Source organism: Mesorhizobium sp. B1-1-7, from assembly GCF_006442705.1.
Lineage (GTDB): Bacteria > Pseudomonadota > Alphaproteobacteria > Rhizobiales > Rhizobiaceae > Mesorhizobium > Mesorhizobium opportunistum.
The window spans coordinates 195,196-214,374 of the sequence record NZ_VFWQ01000002.1 but is presented as its reverse complement, the minus strand read 5'-3'; the positions used below and the strand labels follow the sequence as shown (position 1 = coordinate 214,374).

At 63.4% G+C, this 19,179-nt stretch carries 17 protein-coding genes; 10 read left to right on the top strand and 7 right to left on the bottom strand.

Annotated elements, in window-relative coordinates; translation table 11 throughout:
* Positions 1–10 precede the first annotated feature (10 nt).
* Entirely contained in the window at positions 11–1,504 is a 1,494-nt protein-coding gene (locus FJ978_RS03585) for a PLP-dependent aminotransferase family protein (protein WP_013891372.1), read from the bottom strand.
* Between the two features lie 301 nt (positions 1,505–1,805).
* Here FJ978_RS03585 and pgi point away from each other — a divergent pair, with 301 nt between their 5' ends.
* On the top strand, positions 1,806–3,449 hold the full coding sequence (pgi, locus tag FJ978_RS03580; protein ID WP_140570311.1) for a glucose-6-phosphate isomerase: 1,644 nt from the start codon (positions 1,806–1,808) through the stop codon (positions 3,447–3,449).
* A gap of 5 nt (positions 3,450–3,454) precedes the next feature.
* A complete protein-coding gene (locus tag FJ978_RS03575) occupies positions 3,455–4,177 on the top strand; it encodes an HAD family hydrolase (protein ID WP_140570307.1) in 723 nt (240 codons plus the stop codon).
* 29 nt (positions 4,178–4,206) lie between these two features.
* Here FJ978_RS03575 and FJ978_RS03570 read toward each other — a convergent pair whose 3' ends face one another.
* Complete coding sequence (locus tag FJ978_RS03570) at positions 4,207–5,397, bottom strand: MFS transporter (RefSeq protein WP_140570302.1); 1,191 nt, start codon at positions 5,395–5,397, stop codon at positions 4,207–4,209.
* 11 nt (positions 5,398–5,408) lie between these two features.
* Between FJ978_RS03570 and FJ978_RS03565 the strand changes: the two genes are divergently transcribed.
* On the top strand, positions 5,409–5,810 hold the full coding sequence (locus FJ978_RS03565; protein WP_140570299.1) for a hypothetical protein: 402 nt from the start codon (positions 5,409–5,411) through the stop codon (positions 5,808–5,810).
* A gap of 765 nt (positions 5,811–6,575) precedes the next feature.
* On the opposite strand, the gene FJ978_RS03555 is transcribed toward FJ978_RS03565, so the two are convergent.
* Together FJ978_RS03555 and FJ978_RS03550 are read right to left on the bottom strand one after the other, a co-directional pair.
* Entirely contained in the window at positions 6,576–6,881 is a 306-nt protein-coding gene (locus tag FJ978_RS03555; protein WP_140570296.1) for a putative quinol monooxygenase, read from the bottom strand.
* A gap of 67 nt (positions 6,882–6,948) precedes the next feature.
* Positions 6,949–7,962 carry an NADP-dependent oxidoreductase gene (locus tag FJ978_RS03550; RefSeq protein WP_140570292.1) on the bottom strand — a complete coding sequence of 338 codons (1,014 nt, stop codon included), beginning with the start codon at positions 7,960–7,962 and terminating at the stop codon, positions 6,949–6,951.
* A gap of 92 nt (positions 7,963–8,054) precedes the next feature.
* Between FJ978_RS03550 and FJ978_RS03545 the strand changes: the two genes are divergently transcribed.
* Entirely contained in the window at positions 8,055–8,987 is a 933-nt protein-coding gene (locus FJ978_RS03545) for a LysR family transcriptional regulator (protein WP_013891366.1), read from the top strand.
* A gap of 38 nt (positions 8,988–9,025) precedes the next feature.
* Here the strand turns inward: FJ978_RS03545 and FJ978_RS03540 are convergent, their stop codons facing one another.
* Together FJ978_RS03540 and FJ978_RS03535 are read right to left on the bottom strand one after the other, a co-directional pair.
* Positions 9,026–9,700 carry a methyltransferase gene (locus FJ978_RS03540; protein WP_246678052.1) on the bottom strand — a complete coding sequence of 225 codons (675 nt, stop codon included), beginning with the start codon at positions 9,698–9,700 and terminating at the stop codon, positions 9,026–9,028.
* An 86-nt stretch (positions 9,701–9,786) separates the two neighbouring features.
* Positions 9,787–11,490, bottom strand: a complete 1,704-nt coding sequence (locus FJ978_RS03535; RefSeq protein WP_246678050.1) for a long-chain fatty acid--CoA ligase — start codon at positions 11,488–11,490, stop codon at positions 9,787–9,789.
* 37 nt (positions 11,491–11,527) lie between these two features.
* Between FJ978_RS03535 and FJ978_RS33080 the strand changes: the two genes are divergently transcribed.
* From FJ978_RS33080 to FJ978_RS03510, 6 genes are all read left to right on the top strand, one after another.
* Positions 11,528–12,169: a hypothetical protein gene (locus tag FJ978_RS33080; protein ID WP_246678038.1), complete on the top strand. Its 642-nt coding sequence runs from the start codon at positions 11,528–11,530 to the stop codon at positions 12,167–12,169.
* 166 nt (positions 12,170–12,335) lie between these two features.
* Positions 12,336–13,928 (top strand): ABC transporter substrate-binding protein, encoded by a 1,593-nt coding sequence (locus tag FJ978_RS03530; RefSeq protein WP_013891363.1) that lies wholly within the window; start codon positions 12,336–12,338, stop codon positions 13,926–13,928.
* A 51-nt stretch (positions 13,929–13,979) separates the two neighbouring features.
* Entirely contained in the window at positions 13,980–14,987 is a 1,008-nt protein-coding gene (locus FJ978_RS03525; protein WP_013891362.1) for an ABC transporter permease subunit, read from the top strand.
* A gap of 70 nt (positions 14,988–15,057) precedes the next feature.
* The gene (locus tag FJ978_RS03520) at positions 15,058–15,912 is read left to right on the top strand and encodes an ABC transporter permease subunit (protein WP_174324787.1); all 855 of its coding nucleotides are present in this window, start codon (positions 15,058–15,060) and stop codon (positions 15,910–15,912) included.
* 2 nt (positions 15,913–15,914) lie between these two features.
* Positions 15,915–16,772, top strand: coding sequence for an ABC transporter ATP-binding protein (locus tag FJ978_RS03515; protein ID WP_140570281.1), 858 nt, complete (start codon positions 15,915–15,917; stop codon positions 16,770–16,772).
* Entirely contained in the window at positions 16,769–17,599 is an 831-nt protein-coding gene (locus FJ978_RS03510; protein WP_013891359.1) for a dipeptide ABC transporter ATP-binding protein, read from the top strand. The genes FJ978_RS03515 and FJ978_RS03510 overlap by 4 nt, the downstream gene beginning before the upstream one ends.
* A 264-nt stretch (positions 17,600–17,863) precedes the next feature.
* On the opposite strand, the gene FJ978_RS03505 is transcribed toward FJ978_RS03510, so the two are convergent.
* Positions 17,864–19,153: a cysteine desulfurase-like protein gene (locus FJ978_RS03505; protein WP_140570277.1), complete on the bottom strand. Its 1,290-nt coding sequence runs from the start codon at positions 19,151–19,153 to the stop codon at positions 17,864–17,866.
* Between the last annotated feature and the right edge of the window lie 26 nt (positions 19,154–19,179).

Sequence of the window (19,179 nt, the reverse complement as noted above, 5' to 3'; positions counted from 1 at the left end):
GGGGAGTGGATCAGGCCGCTGCCGGCCTGCGTCCGGCCGCGGTGGCGAGCTCGCGAATGCCGGGCTCGATGTGCTGCAGCGCGATCGAGGAAATGCCCAAGCGCATGAAACGCGAAGGCTTTTCCGTGCGGTCGAAGAACCGGTCGCCAGGCTCTATGATGACACTGCGCGAGGCGGCGGCCTCGGCCAGTCCACGCGAATCGGTGCCGCGTGGACCTTCGAGCCACAGCGAGGTGCCGCCGGCCGAGTCGGTCGAACGCCATTCCGGCAGGAAGGCGGAAATCGCATGGACCAGGCGCTTGCGCCGTTCGTCGAAGGCGCTCGACAGCCGCCGCACCAGCGCTTCGTGATGCCCGAGCGACAGGAAGAGTGCCACGGCGCGCTGGTTGTTTGCCGGCGGGTGACGCAGCATGAAGCGGCGCAGCGCCCTGAGCTCCGCGATCAGTCCAGCCGACGCCACGATGTAGCCAAGCCGCAAGCCCGGAGCCAGCGTCTTCGACATCGATCCGACATAGACGACGCGGCCGGAGCGATCGAGGCTCTTCAGCGCCTGCTGCGGCGCCTCGTCGAGAAGCTGGCTGTCATAGCCGTCCTCGATGATGATCTGGTTGTGCCGGTTGGCACGCGCCAGCAGATCCTGCCGCCGCTCGGCCGACAACGGCACCATGGTCGGGCAATGATGGCTGGGCGTGACGAAGACGAAGCCGGAATCATTGGGGATAGAAGAGGTTACGATGCCGGACTGGTCGACCGGCACTGGCTGGATGTCGGCGCCCGCAAGCCGGAAGATCGAGCGGGCATCGGGGTAGCCGGGATCTTCCATCGCCACCTTGGAGCCCTTGGTCATCAAAAGTGTCGCCAGCATGTAGAGCGCGTTCTGGGCGCCCAGCGTGACGATGATCTCGTCGGGATTGGCGAAGATTCCGCGCCGGGGCAGGAGCCGCGCCTGGATCTGCTCGATCAGGAGCGGATCGTCGCGATCGACCATGTCGGACGCCCAGTTGCGGATTTCGAGCACTGCCAGGGCCATGCGGTTGCACTCGCGCCACTCGGCGGTCGGGAACAGCGCCGGGTCGAACTGGCCGTAGACGAACGGGTAGGACGACTTGATCCAGTTCTCGTGCTTGGCCGGCGGCGGCATATCGCTTGCCGCGATCTGCCGGCGTGCCTTCCAGTCGATCTCGTTGGCCTGGTCGGGCGCCTTCTGGTGCGGCTTGGCGGGTGTCGCCAGCACGTCGGGATTGACGAAATGGCCGCGACGCTCGCGCGCCACCAGGAACCCCTGGTCGACGAGCTGCTGGAAGGCCAGAACCACGGTTCCGCGCGCCACGCCGAGTTTCTCGGCCAGGATCCGGCACGAGGGGAGCGGCATCGAAGCGGCGATCTGCCGGTCTAGGATGGCGGCCACGATCGCCTGTCGGATCTGTGCCTGGAGGGTTTGGCCGGATTCGGCCGAAATCCGGAACAGGCCGGACCATATGGCCGTGTCATTGCGCTGTGGCATGGGAAATGTTCCTCGATGGCCAGCTTTTTTCGTTTGGCTGGACCAGTCGAATGTAACGGTGGCACAAGGGGTTGCGCCAATCAATTTTTCTGATCTTTGGGATTTATGCCAGTGATCCTTCGTCCGAAATCGACGGCTGCAAGCCGCGCCGATGTCACATTCTGTCATCGCATCGTGATGCGATGCGGCATAACCGCGTATTGACCGGACCGAGTTCGGCTCAATAGTTGTGGCGCGACGACACGCGCCGGAAACATCCGGTCTGATATGGTGCGTCGAAGACGCCAGGAGTTTCCCGCCAGTGGATCAGACAGCCTTCCAGAAACAGCTCGCCGCCTTGCGCGACTATCGCGCAAGCGCGCCGGGCGACATGCGCCAGGCCTTCGCCGCCGATCCGCAGCGGTTTGCGACATTCTCCGCCACCGACGGTGACATGTTGCTGGACTGGTCGAAATGCGCCGTCGACGCGACCACCATGGATTTGCTGGAAAAGCTCGCCAAGGCTGCCGATCTCGAAGGTCGCCGTGCAGCCATGTTCGCCGGCAAGAAGATCAACATCACCGAGGACCGCGCCGTGCTGCACACGGCGCTGCGCAACCTGAGCGGCAAGGGTGTCACGGTCGACGGCCAGGACGTCAAGGCGGACGTCATCGCCGTGCTCGACGCGATGGGCGCCTTCGCCGACGCGATCCGCTCCGGCAAGGCGGCCGGCGCCACCGGCAAGAAGATCACCGACATCGTCAACATCGGCATCGGCGGCTCCGATCTCGGTCCGGCCATGGTGACCCTGGCGCTCGCCCCCTATCATGACGGCCCGCGCGCGCATTATGTCTCCAACATCGACGGCGCCCATATCCACGACACGCTGAAGAGCCTGTCCGCTGAAACCACGCTGTTCATCATCGCCTCCAAGACCTTCACCACTGTCGAGACGATGACCAATGCGCAGACGGCGCGCGACTGGGTGCAGAAGGCGCTCGGCAAGGAGGCGGTCGGCAAGCATTTCGCCGCCGTCTCGACCGCGCTCGACCTGGTGGCGAAATTCGGCATCGAAGCGGATCGCGTCTTCGGCTTCTGGGACTGGGTCGGCGGCCGCTATTCGGTCTGGGGTGCGATCGGCCTGCCTGTCATGATCGCGGTCGGTCCACGGAATTTCCGCGCCTTCCTCGATGGCGCGCACGAGATGGACGAGCACTTCCGCACCGCGCCGTTGCGCAAGAACCTGCCGGCGCTGCTGGGGCTGGTCGGCTGGTGGCACCGGGTGATCTGCAAATACCCGGCCCGCGCCGTCATCCCCTACGACCAGCGCCTGTCCAGGCTGCCGGCCTATCTGCAGCAGCTCGACATGGAATCGAACGGCAAGAGCGTCACCCTCGAAGGCACCGCGGTGACCACACCGACCGGACCGCTGGTCTGGGGCGAGCCCGGCACCAACGGCCAGCACGCCTTCTTCCAGCTGCTGCATCAGGGCACCGATTTCATCCCGGTCGAATTCCTCGCCGCCGCCGTCGGCCATGAGCCCGATCTCAAGCATCAGCACGACCTGCTGCTCGCCAATTGCCTGGCGCAGTCGGAAGCCTTCATGAAGGGCCGCACGCTGGAGGAGGCGCGCGCGCAGATGCTGGCCAAGGGCATGAAGCCAGCCGACGTCGACCGCATCGCGCCGCATCGCGTTTTCTCGGGCAACCGGCCCTCGCTGACCATCCTCTACCGCAAGCTCGATCCGCGCACCTTGGGTCGGGTGATCGCACTTTACGAGCACCGCGTCTTCGTCGAGGGAACGCTCTTCAACATCAACTCCTTCGACCAATGGGGCGTCGAGCTCGGCAAGGAACTGGCCACCGGCCTCCTGCCTGTCGTGGAAGGCAAGGAAAGTGCCGCAAAGCGGGATGCCTCGACGGCCGGCCTTGTCGGACATATCCACCAATTGCGTGGTTCGGAGTGAAGCGTTTGGCCGACATCAAGGGAATATTGTTCGACAAGGATGGAACGCTTGTCGACTTCAACGCGACCTGGCTTGGCGTCGCCGACTTCATGGCCATGGACGCGGCCGATGGCGACCGCTGGAAGGCCGACAGGCTGCTTGCCGCGGCCGGCTTCGATTTCGCCAACCGCCGCTTCAAGCCTGATTCAATCTTTGCCTCGGGTACCAACATGGACGTCGTCGAATTGTGGTTCCCGCGGCTGTCCGACGAGGACCAGATGCTGGCCGTCGCCCGCTTCAACGAGATCACCTCGATGCAGGGCTCGGCGATGGCGGTGGCGCTGCCTGGTATCGTCGACACGCTGGCGGCACTGCATAAAAGAGCCTACCGCCTCGGTGTCGCCACCAACGATTCGACCAGCGGCGCTGAAAAGACGCTGGTCACGCTGGGCGTCGCCCAACTCTTCGATGCCGCCTATGGCTACGACGCGGTGGCCAATCCCAAGCCTGCCCCCGATACGATCCAGGCCTTCTGCGATCTTACCGGACTGAAGCCGGCGGCGATCGCCATGGTCGGCGACAACCGCCACGATCTCGAAATGGCGCGGGCTGGTGGCTGCGGCCTGGCGGTGGGCGTGCTCTCCGGCACCGGCACGCGCGAATCGCTGGCCGAAATCGCCGACGTCATCCTGGATTCGGTTGCCGACCTGCCGGATTTCCTTTCGGCGCGGGTCAAGGAGACGGTCTGACGACGGGCGCCTGGGGGTCAAAACTCAAATCAACTTGAGCTTGCCCGCCAATGGTCGAGATGGGTGGAGCCTTGGGCCGTGGCGGTGCCGGTGACGGCGGCCCTGGGTTGGAGCCGTGGAGCGAGCAGCAGGACGCCGAGCGCGAAGGGAATGAGGCAGGCAAGCGCGTTGCGCAGGCCGACCAGGTCGGCAATGAGGCCGACGACCGGTGGGCCGATGACGTAGCCGGAAAAGCAGATCAGCGATAGCGACGCGATGTTCATGGCGGCGGAGCGGCCGGGTTGACGGGCCGCGGCTGTAACCGATATCGGGAAGATCAGTGAGGCGGCAAAGCCCATCAGCGCAAATCCGGCCAACGCCGGCCACACGCCGGGGGCGACCCAGATCACCAGCAGGCCCAGGACGCCCGAGACGCCGCAGCAGTGGGCGATGAAGACCGGTCCGACACGATCGACGAGGCGGTCGCCGGTCAGCCGTGTTGCGGCCATGACGGCGGCGAAGACGCCGAAGCCGGCACCGGTGAGCGCAGCCTGAGCACCATGCTCGATCCGCAGGTACACAGCTGCCCAGTCGGCCATGGCACCTTCCAGCACGCAGGCGCAGAACGGCAGCAAGCACAGGACCAGCAGCGGGAAATCTGGCAAGGCCAAGGCCGGCCCCGGCTCCGACGAAATCGGGCTATGGCCGAGCCGGCCGGTCGAGGCGTAGGCCAGCGCCATCAGAATCGGGGCTGCGACGATGAAGGTTACGATGGCGTCCAGATGCAGCGACAGTGCCAGGCTGCCCAGCGCCGCACCGGTGAGGTTGCCGACGCTCCACAGGCCGTGGCAGCTCGACATGATCCGCCGGCCGACGCGGGACTCGACGGCATCGGCGGTGGCGTTCATGGCGACTTCAACGCCGGCAATGCCCGACCCGTAGAAGAACAGTGCGATCGCAAAGCTCGGAAAATCCCAGGCGAGGCCGGGAAGGGTCGAGGTCAATGCCAGCCAGAGGAAGGTGACGCGGATGGCGGCCCGCTCGGAGAAGCGCGAGATGACGAAGGTTCCGACCAGCGGTAGCGATGACATGATGCCGAGCGGCAGAGCGGCAAGCGCCAACCCGAGCTGGCCGACGTCGAGGCCCAGATGCGCCTGGATGTCCGGCAGGTGCGGCAACCACTTGGCGATGATCAATCCATCCATAAAGAAGATCAGGCGAATGGCAGTTACCGGCGACATTTCGAGCCTCCATGACCGACTTGGTCAACACTGCTCGGCCGCATGGCGTCGCAAGTCGTCAGCAGGACTTGCGATCCGATGGACAGACTCGTCCCCGTCGGATTGATCAGGAAGACGTGGGAATCGCCAATAAGCCTGTCGGCAAAACAGCGTGCCAGTGGCTGCTCGGGATCACGATCCTCGGTTCGGGGCGTGATGGCGTTGAGGGTGCAACCCTTGGCGAACGCCCTATGCCGGCTCAGTCCAACGCCAAGCCCGTCATTCTTCTCGCCATTGGCGACGTCAACATTGCTGGCGTGAGCACCCAGACGGAACAAGGCGCCAAATGCGTCAATCCCCCTGGAAAACGAACCGACCGTTCTCGCGGCAATTCTCGACACGCGCATTCCCCCCGCGAGCCAAGCCTGCGCTGACCCGATGACCTCTCGTCAGCGAAACATAAGTGAACTGCCGTAACGGCAGCGCTTGGTTGAACGCGTCGCCGAGCGCCGAACGTTAGATTCCAGTTAGGATATCGTCAGGCCGGAGAGAAAACTCGGTCCCTCGATCATTGCCTGTTGGCAAGTTGTCCCGGGCTGGGCGGGACGCCAGAGAAACCGGCTGATCTGTTGTTTGCCCTACGTCAATCGTGGCATCCGACCCCATGACCGCTATTGGCGCAAAGCGGTGCGCACTACGCTCGACATAAAGATCGGCTTTCTTGCCAGTCATCTTGAAAGCTGCCAGGCCGTTAACGGCCCAAGCGGCAAGTGCCCCGCACCGTTTCTCCTCCGGCCAATCAAGGCCGAGGAGAACTCACATGGGCCATTCTCAATTCGATGATGCCAACCGCGAACGCGCAGCTTGCGACCTGGTCAAGATCAGGATTCGCGATGTGGTCGCCGGACCGGAAATCAGGACCCGAGCAAGCGTCGTTCAACAGAAGACCGGTCGTCCCGTCCGGTTCGAGATCACGAGCGATGTGAGAGCCAGCCTTGTCTGTTGGCTCGAACGGCGTGGCTGCACGGTCGTAGATTATGCGTTCCCGAGCCGGATCAATCACGCCCACCACATGAGCACGAGGCAGTACGCCCGCTTGGTTGACGAATGGGTGACTGCGATTGCCGTCCACTGCGCCGGTTGCGCGCGCAGATATGCAGACGATCCGACTGCCGCTCTACGCTCACCGGCGTACTTTGCTACTCGTCCATCAAGCCACGTTTGCGCAGGACGTCGTACTTGAGAATTTCACCCCTAATGGTGTCGCCCCATCGACCAACGAACGCCATCGTGTCGGTAGCATGGAGATGTGCAGTGAGTGCGGCCTGGTCTCTCCACCGCTCGGCGACCAGGAGGCGGCCGGCAAGCGGATCGTCCACAGCCGCGTCATAGGAAAGATTTCCGTCCCGCTGCCGCGTAGCTATGGAGAGGTTCTGGATATCCTGGACAAACTCGGCAACCGACGAGGGCTCGACGTACATATAACCGGTAACAATCAGCATCATGGCTTACCTTGGTGGATCCCGCTCGACCGTCTGCACTTCCGACGATCGGGCGGCTGAAAGCAACAAATCAGACGGCCAGCACGATCTTGCCTTGAATACTGCCGTCGGCGGCGCGCTGGTGCGCGCGCGATGCCTCGGCCAGCGGGAATGTGCTGTCGATGACGACACGCACAATGCCGTCGTCGAGCAGGCGGGCGATTTTTGCCAACTGCGCGCCATTGGATCGAACCTGTGTGGATGAGACCGTGATTCCCAGCTTCTCTGCCTCCTCGTGACCCGTGAAGCCCAGCGGGTTGATCAGGAACAGCGCGCCGCCCGGCTTCAGGACATGGAAGAAGCGCTCCATGTCCGCGCCGCCCACCGCGTCGAGGACAAGGTCGACGTCTCGGACGACTTCTTCGGTCGCGGTCGTCTTGTAGTCGACGAACTGATCCACGCCGAGATCTCGCATCAGCCCCTCGTTCTTGGCCGATGCCACCGCGATGACACGAGCGCCCCGCCATTTCGCCAACTGGACAGCCAGATGCCCGACACCGCCTCCGGCGCCGTTGATTAGCACCGTCTTGCCGTCGAGCGGCACCGGCTCATGCCGGAAGGGCTGGAACGGATTCGGCTCGTCGTGGCCAAGTTCGATCAAGAACTGCCATGCCGTCAGAAGCGACATCGGTGCGCCGGCCGCATGAATATGGTCGATGCCGGCTGGTTTCAACGCAAGCTGCGATGCCGGCACACTGACATAATGCGCGTAGGCATTGCTACCCGTCACTAGGTCATGGGGAAAGCGAACCATTGCATAGACCTCGTCGCCGATGCTGAACTCACCGGCGTCGGCGCCAACCGCTTCAATGACGCCCGACACGTCCGTGCCGAGAATCAGTGGGAAGGATGCGTTGGGTCGCCATTCTGGCGGCAGTGCGCGATAGCCGTCCCGCAGATACCAGTCGGGCGGATTAAGCCCCGCCGCCTGGACGCGGACAAGCACCTCGCCGGGCTTCACATTTGGCCTCGGCGCGTCTTCGTACACCAGCACCTCGGGACCACCGAATGCGTGCAGACGGACTGCCTTCATCTTATCGCTCATTTGGTCAAATCTCCGCTCATCATGTCGTTGGAGCAGATTTAGCGGCATCATCCCCGGTTGATAATCGGCGCAGATGGCGCTTAAGTAATGCCGTGGTGGAACATATCGCTTTGGATCGGCTCACTGGTATCATCGCCTTCGCGCGTGCCGGATCGCTGGGCAGCTACACGGCAGCGGCGCGCGCGCTGTCGATTTCCCCGTCGGCGGTCAGCAAGAGCATCCAGCGGCTCGAGCGGCATTTAGGATTGTCGCTGTTTACCCGTACGACGCGCTCGCTCACCTTCACGCCCGAAGGGCGCGACCTGCATGAGCGCGCGCTGCGTCTGCTACGCGAGGCGGAGGAAATCGAGCAGGCGGCAATGACCGCGCGCTCCGAACCATCGGGCACGTTGCGCGTGGCCGCGTCGCTGCCGATCGGACTCCACCTGATCGCTCCGGCTTTGCCGGCTTTCCGTCGGCTCCACCCGAACCTGGTCGTCGATCTCAGGCTGGGTGACCAGACAGTGGACATGATTGAGGAAGGCATCGATGTCGCCATACGCATCGGTGATCTGGCTGACACCCGGCTGCTATCACGCAAGCTCGCACCCCATCGGCTTTGCTGCTTCGCCTCGCCGGCCTATCTCGAGGAACGCGGCACCCCGACCCATCCCGATGACCTGGTAGGGCACGACACCGTCAATCTTCGGTATCAGAGCACAGGCCAGACCTTTCGCTGGCCCTTCCGGATTGGCGACCACGAGATCGAGATCGTGCCCAATGCTGGTGTGGTCGCCGATGCCAGCGATGCCGTGCTCATCATGCTGGCAGCCGGTGGCGGGATAGGCATAGGCGCCTCCTTCATGGCGGCTCCCTATGTGAAGCGCGGCGATCTGGTCCCAGTGCTGTCCACGTTCGCCGTCGAGCGAAATAACGTCACCGTGCTCTGGCCGGCAAGCCGACGCGCCAACCCCGCGGTGCGCGCCTTTCTGACCATGCTCGACGCCGCTTTCATGCGGCGAATGGCAGTTTCAAGCATCGACTGATCTGGCGCGGAAGGGCCGCTTTCGACCCGCAAACTCGGTCATTCAGAGTGATTGGGTTGTGATCCTAGCGCCAGCGATCTTCTGCCCTCGAAACGAAAGACGCTGCTCGGTCTGGTCGCCGCACCCTTCGCGTCGCCAAAATCCGGCACCTTGTATTCGGCGACCAGGCGCAGCCGCGAGCGGGGCAGATAGGCCCGGCCCGGATCGCCGACCAGCACCTCGATGCCGGCAGCGCGGCAGCGGTCGAGGAAAGGCATGACGCGGCGCGCGACGTCCTGCCCGTAGAACACATCGCCGGCGAGCACCATGTCGACCGCCGGTGGCGCACCCTTGGTGACATCGTCTCCGACCACGGTGATGGCGACGCCGTTCGCCGCCGCATTGAGTGTAAGCGCGGCGACGCCGTTGCGGTCGATCTCGGCGGCAATCACCGTGCGCGCGCCGGCCTTCGCGGCGGCGATGCCGACGATGCCCGATCCCGCCCCGAGGTCGAGCACGCGGCGGCCCGTCACCGTCGACGGATTGTCCAGGATGTAGCGCGCCAGCACGGCGCCGCCGGCCCACGCATAAGCCCAGTAGGGCGGTTGCGGTTCGGGCCCGTCGTCGTCCGCATCACCTTCGTTTTCAGGGTCGACGAGCCGTCTCAAACCGCTGCCCGGATGGGCCGTGTAAAACCGGATTTCCGGAAGCGCGGGCACCGGGACGAGGCGCATGTTCGCCTTGATGAATTCAGCCGGGTCGAGGCGCAATCCATGATCCGGCCCACCATCGCCGGCACGATCGCTATCCAAGACCGTTCCTATTCGCGCAATGCCCGCCGCAGGATCTTGCCGACCGGCGTCTTCGGCAATTCGGTCCTGAACTCGATGTATCTCGGCCGCTTGTAGCCGGTCAGGTTCTCGCGGCAAAAGGCGGTGATCGTCTCCACGGTCAGGGCCGGATCCTTCTTGACGATGAACAGCTTCGGCACCTCGCCCGAGTGCTCGTCCGGCACGCCGATCGCCGCCACCTCGAGCACGCCCGGATGCATCGCCACCACCTCCTCGAGTTCCGTCGGATAGACGTTGAAACCCGAGACGAGGATCATGTCCTTCTTGCGGTCGACGATCTTGGTGTAGCCGCGCTCGTCCATGAAGCCCATGTCGCCCGATTTGAAGAAGCCGTCCTTGGTCATCACCTTGGCGGTCTCGTCCGGCCGGTTCCAGTAGCCGGCCATCACCTGCGGCCCCCTGATGCAGATCTCGCCGACTTCTCCCAGCGGGACGTTGTTGCCGTCATCGTCGCGGATGGCGATTTCGGTCGAGGGCAGCGGCAGGCCGATGGTGCCGGTGAAGTCGCCGGAACTGAATTTGTTGGCCGTCGCCACCGGCGAGGTCTCCGACAGGCCATAGCCTTCCGAGACCGGGCAGCCGGTCAGCGCCTTCCAGCGCTCGGCGACGCCCTTCTGCACCGCCATGCCGCCGCCCAGCGTCAGGACCAGCGGCTTGAAGTCGAGCTTGCGAAAATCCTCGTTGTTGAGCAGCGCGTTGAACAGCGTGTTGAGACCGGGAAAGATATGGATCGGATACTTTCCCAGTTCCTTGACGAAACCTGGAATGTCGCGCGGATTGGGAATCAGTATGTTCTGGCCGCCCATCTGCATGCCCATCAGCGCATTCACGGTCAGCGCGAAGATATGGTAGAGCGGCAGTGCGCAGATGAGGTTGAGATGCGCGGGTTTGGGCTTGATCGTATAGGCGTCCTCGACCCAGAGCGAATTCTGCGCGACATTGGCCAGCACGTTGCTGTGCAGCAGGGTCGCACCCTTCGAGATTCCCGTGGTGCCGCCGGTATATTGCAGGAAGGCGACGTCATTGGCGGCCACCGTGGCCGGCTTGAAATTCATCCCGCCGCCAGCCTTCAGGGCGGCGTTGAATTTGACATGGCCGGGCAACGACCAGGCCGGTACCATTTTCTTGACGCGGCGCACGACCAGATTGACGATCGTGCCCTTCAGGCCGCCGAGCATGTCGCCCATGGCCGCGACGACGACATGCTTGACCGAGGTCCTGGCGACGACCGCCTGCAAGGTGTTGGCGAAGTTTTCCAGGATGACGATGGCCTGCGCGCCGGAATCCTTGAGCTGATGTTCCAGTTCGCGCGGCGTGTAGAGCGGATTGATGTTCACCACCGTGTAGCCGGCGCGGACCACCGCCATCATCGCCACCGGATACTGCAGCACATTCGGCATCATCAGCGCGACGCGTGACCCCTTCTGCAAACCCGTCGACTGCAGATAGGCGCCGAAAGCCGCCGAAAGCCGCTCGAGCTCCGCATAGGTGATGGACTTGCCCATGCAGGTGAAGGCCGGCTGGCCGGCAAACTGCTTGCAGGCGCCAACGAGGAAGTCGCCGATGGAGTTGTAGGGAAGGGCCCCGATTTCGGCCGGCATGTTCTTGGGATAGCTCTTCAGCCACAGTTTTTCCGGCAGACCGGCGGTAAGTTCGGTGAGTGCTTTCGGCAGCCGCTTGGCCGGCGCCGGCTTCGGTGCCGGGACTGCCTTGGCCGGCAATGCGGCCTTCGCCGCCCCGGTCTTGTTCGCCCCAGTTTTTGCTGGAGAGGCCTTTGCTGGAGAAATCTTTGCGGCAGGGGCCTTTGTCGGAGAAGTCTTTGCCGGGGCGGCTTTCGCCGCCGGATTGGTGACGCTCTTGGTGGCAGCGGCCGCTTTTGCCGCGGGTGCCTTCTCGGCGGGCTTGGCTGCTGTCTTCGCGGCCGCGGTTTTGGCCGTGGCCTTTCCTTGCCCGTCGGTGCCGGCGGCTGGTTTCGAGACTGCCTTGGCCGACGCCTTCACCGGCGTCTTCGATGCTTTTGCCACCCGTTCCTCCCTAGCAATTCCTGTTCGACTGTTTCTTGGTTGCCGGTGCCGCGCCCACCTCCGATTGATGGAGACGTTCTCCGCTGCCGCCAGCCTGTCCATCCCAGCCTGTTTATCTATGTATTGCCTCTATCGGCGGCGGTGCAAGTCTTGCCCCAGCGGCAAGGCGCCGAAAGATTTGCCGTCGAAAATCTTTCCCGACGGCGACCTCTGGAACCGGCATCTTTCCCGGCACCTTCGAAGCCGTGGATTGGCTGGAAGCGGTCGCGGCATCGATTCCACCAGATGGCAGATCAATAAAAAAATGCGGTCGTTAATAATAGCGTGAATGGAAAAAACTGCTAATTTTTTCTGCCATTTAGCAAAATCGCGGATTTTTTTCCTGCTTCCCGCGGGGTAAGCAAACGGGGTGTTCCAAAGCCGGAAAAACGGTGCTTATATGCGCGCTTCGCGAGCCTGATAGAGGGGCTTGGAAGAACATCAGGGAGTGCTCAATGAAGAAGAAACTGACTTTTGCAGCCGCGTTGCTGGCTGCAAGCGTCCTGGGAGGCGTGGCCAACGCGAAAACTCTGGTTTATTGCGCGGAAGCATCGCCAGAGGGTTTCGACCCGGCGCCGTACACCGCGGGCCAGACGTTCGACGCGTCCTCGCGTACCGTCTTCAACCGCCTCGTCGAATTCGATCACGGCAAGACCACGACCTCGCCGGGACTGGCTGAAAGCTGGACGATCTCCGACGACGGCAAGGAATATACGTTCAAGCTGCGCAAGGGCGTCAAGTTCGCCGCCACCGACTATTTCACCCCGACGCGCGACTTCAACGCCGACGACGTGGTGTTCTCGTTCCAGCGCCAGGTCGACAAGACCGGCCCCTGGTTCCAGTACATCCCGGGCATCGCCTACCAGTATTACAATGACCAGTTCGGCGACAACATCACCAAGGTCGAGAAGGTCGACGACCTGACGGTGAAGTTCACCCTCAAGGAGCCGGCGATCACCTTCATTCCGACGCTGGGCATGGATTTCGCCTCGGTCGTCTCCAAGGAATATGCCGACAAGCTGCAGGCCGACAAGACGCCTGAACTGTTCAACCAGAAGCCGATCGGCACCGGCCCGTTCATCTTCGTCGACTATCAGACCGACGCCGCCATCCGGTACAAGGCCAACCCGGACTATTGGGGCGGCAAGCAGAAGATCGACGACCTTGTCTTCGCCATCACCACCGATCCGGCGGTGCGCGCGCAGAAGCTCAAGGCCGGCGAGTGCAACATCATGTCGTATCCGGCACCGGCCGACATCGCCGGCCTCCAGGCCGATGCGAACCTGAAGGTCGACGAGCAGGAAGGCCTCAATGTCGGCGCGCTGATGTACAACACCCAGCAGAAGCCGTTCGACGACGTGCGCGTCCGCAAGGCGCTCAACATGGCCATCAACAAGAAGGCCATCATCGACGCGGTCTTCCAGGGTGCTGGCCAGGTGGCGGTCAACCCGATCCCGCCGACCATGTGGTCCTACAACAAGGACGTGAAGGACGATCCGTACGATCCGGATGCGGCCAAGAAGCTGCTTGAGGAAGCCGGCGTCAAGGATCTCAAGATGAATGTCTGGGCCATGCCGGTGTCGCGTCCGTACATGCCGAACGCGCGCCGCACCGCCGAGCTGATCCAGGCCGATTTCGCCAAGGTCGGCGTCACCGTCAACATCGTCAGCTACGATTGGGGCGAATACCTCAAGCGCGCTTCGGCGGTCGATCACGACGGCGCCGTCATCGTCGGCTGGACCGGCGACAATGGCGATCCGGACAACTTCCTCGGCGTGCTCCTGAGCTGCGCTTCCGTCGGTTCGAACAACCGCGCGGAATGGTGCAACAAGGACTTCGATGCGCTTATCAACAAGGCCAAGACGGTTTCGGACCAGGCCGAGCGCACCAAGCTCTACGAACAGGCACAGGTCATCTTCAAGGAGCAGGCACCGTGGGCGACGCTCGCTCACTCCAAGGTGTTCATGCCGATGCAGAAGACCGTTTCCGGCTTTGCGATGGATCCTCTCGGCATCCACCGCTTCGACGGCGTCGATATCGCCGAATAAGGTTCGCGAAACGGGGGCGGCGCCGCACGGTGCCGTCCCCACTCGCCCGCCATGCTGCGTTATATCCTCGGTAAGCTCGCCCTCATCATCCCGACCTTCATCGGGATAACCATCCTCGCCTTCGGCTTCGTGCGCATCCTGCCCGGTGATCCGGTGCTGGTGCTCGCGGGCGAACGCGGCCTGTCGCCCGAGCGCCATACGGCGCTGATGCATCAGTTCGGTTTCGACCTGCCGATCTGGCAACAATACCTGACCTACCTGACCAACATCCTCAGTGGCGATTTCGGCACCTCGTTTTCCACCAAGACCCCGGTGCTCAAGGATTTCCTGGTGCGGTTCCCGGCAACGGTCGAGCTCGCCATCTTCGCCATGATCTTTGCCGTCGTGCTCGGCGTCGCCGCAGGCATCTTCGCCGCGATCCGCCGTGGCTCCTGGTTCGACCAGCTCACCATGGGCACCGCGCTTGCCGGCTATTCCATGCCGATTTTCTGGTGGGGCCTGCTGCTGATCATCGTGTTCTCCGGCACGCTGCACTGGACCCCGGTTTCCGGCCGCATCGACCTTCTCTATTTCTTCAAGCCGGTCACCGGCTTCATGACCATCGATTCCCTGATCTCGGGGCAGAAGGGCGCCTTCCGCTCGGCACTGTCGCATCTCGTCCTGCCCACCATCGTGCTCGGCACCATACCGCTGGCCGTCATCGCCAGGCAGACGCGGTCGGCCATGCTCGAGGTGCTGGGCGAGGACTATGTGCGCACCGCGCGCGCCAAGGGCCTGGCGCCGCGCCGCGTCATCGGCCTGCATGCCTTCCGCAATGCGCTGATCCCGGTCGTCACCACCATCGGCCTGCAGGTCGGCACGCTGTTGACCGGCGCCATCCTGACCGAGAGCATCTTCTCCTGGCCCGGCATCGGCAAATGGATGATCGATGCCATTTCCAAGCGCGACTATTTCACCGTGCAGGGCGGGTTGCTTTTGATCGCCCTCATCGTCATGTCGGTGAACCTTATCGTCGACGTGCTCTACGCCGTCATCAACCCGCGCATACGGGCGAATTGACATGACCAACGAAGGCCCAGCCACAATCGAAGCCGCGACCGTCGTCAAGCCACAGGACGCGCGGCTGCAGATGTTCGCCGAGTTCTGGCACTACTTCTCCGTCAACAAGGGCGCGGTGATCGGCCTTTTCGTCTTCGCGCTGCTGATCCTGATCGCCATCTTCGCGCCGTTGCTCGCTCCGCATTCGCCTGATGACCAGTTCCGCGATTTCTTCCTGACGCCGCCTGCCTGGCAGGCGGGCGGCAACGCGCAGTTCCTGCTCGGCACCGACGCCGTCGGCCGCGATATGCTGTCGCGCCTGATCTATGGCTCGCGCTTCTCGCTCGCCATCGGCTTCGTCGTCGTCACCACGGCGCTGATCTCCGGCGTCATCCTCGGCCTGCTCGCCGGCTACTGCCGCGGCTGGGTCGACACGCTGATCATGCGCATCATGGACATCATCCTGGCCTTCCCGTCGCTGCTCCTGGCGCTGGTGCTGGTCGCGGTGCTTGGGCCTGGCCTCGTCAATGCCATGATCGCCATCGCCTTCGTGCTGCAGCCGCACTTTGCCCGGCTCACCCGCGCCGCCGTGATGGCGGAAAAGAACCGCGAATATGTCATCTCCGCCAAGGTCGCCGGCGCCAGCCATCTCAGGCTGATGCTGGTCACCATCCTGCCCAACTGCATCGCGCCCTTGATCGTGCAGGCGACGCTGTCCTTCTCCAATGCCATTCTCGAGGCGGCCGCACTCGGCTTCCTCGGCATGGGCGCGCAGCCGCCGACGCCGGAATGGGGCACGATGCTGGCCGAAGCGCGCGAGTTCATCCTGCGCGCCTGGTGGGTGGTGACCTTCCCGGGCCTCGCCATCCTGATCACCGTCTTTGCCATCAACCTGATCGGCGACGGCCTGCGCGATGCGCTCGACCCCAAGCTGAAGAGGTCGTGAGCATGTCTCTGCTCGAGATCAAGAACCTTACCGTTTCCTTCGACACCGCGGCCGGGCCGTTCATGGCCGTGCAAGGCATCGACCTTTCGATCGAGCCGCGCGAGGTGCTGGCGATCGTCGGCGAGTCCGGCTCCGGCAAGTCGGTGTCGATGCTGGCGGTGATGGGGCTGCTGCCCAACACCGCGACGGTCAAGGCCGACCGCATGGCATTCGACGGCGTCGACCTCCTGAAGCTCAGCCCGTCCGAGCGCCGCAAGATCGTCGGCAAGGACATCTCGATGATCTTCCAGGAACCGATCGCCAGCCTCAACCCGTGCTTCACGGTCGGCTTCCAGATCGAGGAGGTGCTGCGCTTCCACATGGGCATGGATCGCGCCCAGCGCCGAGCGCGTGCCATCGAATTGATGAAGCTGGTCGGCATCTCCGATCCGGAAGAGCGGCTGAGTTCATTCCCGCACCAGATGTCCGGCGGCCAGTGCCAGCGCGTCATGATCGCCATCGCCATTGCCTGCAATCCGAAGCTGCTGATCGCCGACGAGCCGACGACCGCGCTCGACGTCACCATCCAGAAGCAGATCCTCGACCTCCTGGTTTCGCTGCAGGCCAAATACGGCATGGGCCTGATCATGATCACCCACAATATGGGCGTGGTGGCCGAGACCGCCGACCGCGTCATCGTCCAGTACAAGGGCCGCAAGATGGAAGAGGCCGACGTGCTGTCATTGTTCGAATCGCCGAAAAGCAATTACACGCGCGCGCTGCTCTCGGCCTTGCCGGAGAACGCCGTCGGCGACCGGCTGCCGACCGTTTCCGACATGCTGTTCGAGCCGGCCCCCTCGGCCGCGGGAGCCACCGCATGAGCACGACGGTCCTCGAAGGCAAGAACATCGTCCGCGACTACCATATCGGCGGCGGCCTGTTCACCGGACCGCGCACCGTGCACGCAGTCAAGGGCGTCTCCTTCACTGTCGACAAGGGCAAGACGCTTGCCATCGTCGGTGAAAGCGGCTGCGGCAAGTCCACGCTTGCCCGCATCATCACGCTGATCGATCCGGCGACGTCGGGTGACCTGTTCATCGACGGCAACAAGGTCGATATCGCCAGGGGCGGATTGACCAGGGAGATGCGCCGCAAGGTGCAGATCGTCTTCCAGAATCCCTACGGCTCGCTCAATCCGCGCCAGAAGATCGGCGACGTGCTGGGCGAACCGCTGCTGATCAACACCGACAAGCCAGCCGCCGAGCGGCGCGACCTGGCGATGAAGATGCTGAAGAAGGTCGGCCTCGGCCACGAGCACTATAACCGCTACCCGCACATGTTCTCGGGCGGCCAGCGCCAGCGCATCGCCATTGCCCGTGCTCTGATGCTCAATCCAAGTCTTCTGGTGCTGGACGAACCGGTTTCGGCGCTGGACCTCTCCGTGCAGGCGCAGGTGCTCAACCTGCTCGCCGACCTGCAGGACGAATTCCAGCTGACCTATGTCTTCATCAGCCACGATTTGTCCGTCGTGCGCTACATCGCCGACGACGTGATGGTGATGTATTTCGGCGAAGCGGTCGAATACGGCTCGCGCGACGAGGTCTTTTCAGACCCCAAGCACAGCTACACCAAGACACTCTTCGCCGCGACACCACGCGCCGACGTCGCCTCGATCAAGGCGAGGCTTGCGAAGAAGAAGGCGGCCTGAGGTCGAGCGTCACCGTGCCAGGCGAAGGTGGTCCGTCGCGGAGACCGCCATACCGCGAAGATAGCGATCCTTCGCGCCCCCCTCTGTCCTGCCGGACATCTCCCCCACAAGGGGGGAGATTAGCAGCTTCGGCGCCCCGCTTATCGCTGAGGCGTTGACGATTAGCGAAAGCCGCGATGACGTCCAATCTCCCCCCTTGTGGGGGAGATGTCCGGCAGGACAGAGGGGGGCGCTGTCCCGCCGGCATCTCGCGAAGAGATCAGCTCACGACAGCTTCGCAACAATCGCGCGCAACGCCTCGCCGAAGCGCGTGATCTCCTCGACCGTGTTGTAGTGCACCAGGGAGGCGCGGATGGCGCCGCTGTCCATCGACAAATTGAGCCGCTTCATCAGGCGCGGGGCATACATGTGGCCGTCGCGGATGCCGATCTGCATCTCGGCCATTTCCTCGACGATCCGTTGCGGCGACAACTTGCCGATGTTGAAGCAGAAAGTCGGCACGCGCTCATGGATGCGGCCCTCCTCGGCGACGCCGTAGATTGTCGCCCCACACCCTTTCAGCACAGCCAGCATCTCGCGCGCTAAAAGTAGCTCATAGTCACGGATGGCGCCCATGCCGGCGACGATGTTCTCGCGCCGCGAGCGGTTGTTGGAAGGTGCTAGATTGCGGCCGATCAGTTCCAGATACTGCACGGCGGCATCCATGCCCGACACGTTCTCGTAGATGAAGGTGCCGGCCTCGACCTTGTAGGGCGGCTCGTCGGGGATGAAATCCTCGCGGAAGGTCGGCAGCCGCTTCAGCGTCTCGAAGCGGCCCCATAGGAAGCCCATATGTGGCGAGAAGTTCTTGTAGCCGGAGCAGACGAGATAGTCGCAGTTCCAAGCCTGCACGTCGATCAGCCCGTGCGGTCCGTAATGGACGCAGTCGAGGAACACTTCCGCGCCGGCTGCGTGCGCAATTTTTGCCACCGAAGCGACATCGACGATCGAGCCGATCGAATGCGCCGTCACCGTGCAGGCGACGAGGCGGGTGCGCTCGGAGACCAGCGGGCGCAGATCGTCGACATGCAAATTGCCGTCCTCGCGCATCCGCCACCACTTGAATTTGGCGCCGGCGGATTCCAGCGCGAGCCACGTCGCGATGTTGGCATCGTGGTCCATGTCGGTGATGACGATCTCGTGTCGCTCCCCTTCCGTGTCCTTGGCAAGCATTTGGCCGATGCCGAGGCTGACCAGTCGGATGAACGAGGTGGCGTTCATGCCGAAGCAGATTTCCGCCGGGCTGTAGGCGTTGATCAGCAGCGCCACGCTCGCGCGCGCGTCGGCAACCGATTGGTCGACGGTGACGCTGCGGCCATAGCGGCCGCCGCGCTGCACATTGTGCGAAACCAGATGGTTGGTCATCGCGTCGAGCACGCTCTGCGGGATCTGCGCGCCGGCGGCGTTGTCCAGGAAGATGAAATCGCCGGCCCGTTGCAGGGCGGGAAACATGGCGCGGATGGCGTCGACGGGGAACGCGGCGGCGCTCGCATTGTCGGTTTGGTGCTTGTTCACGGGCAGGCTCCTGCGAAGGACTTGGT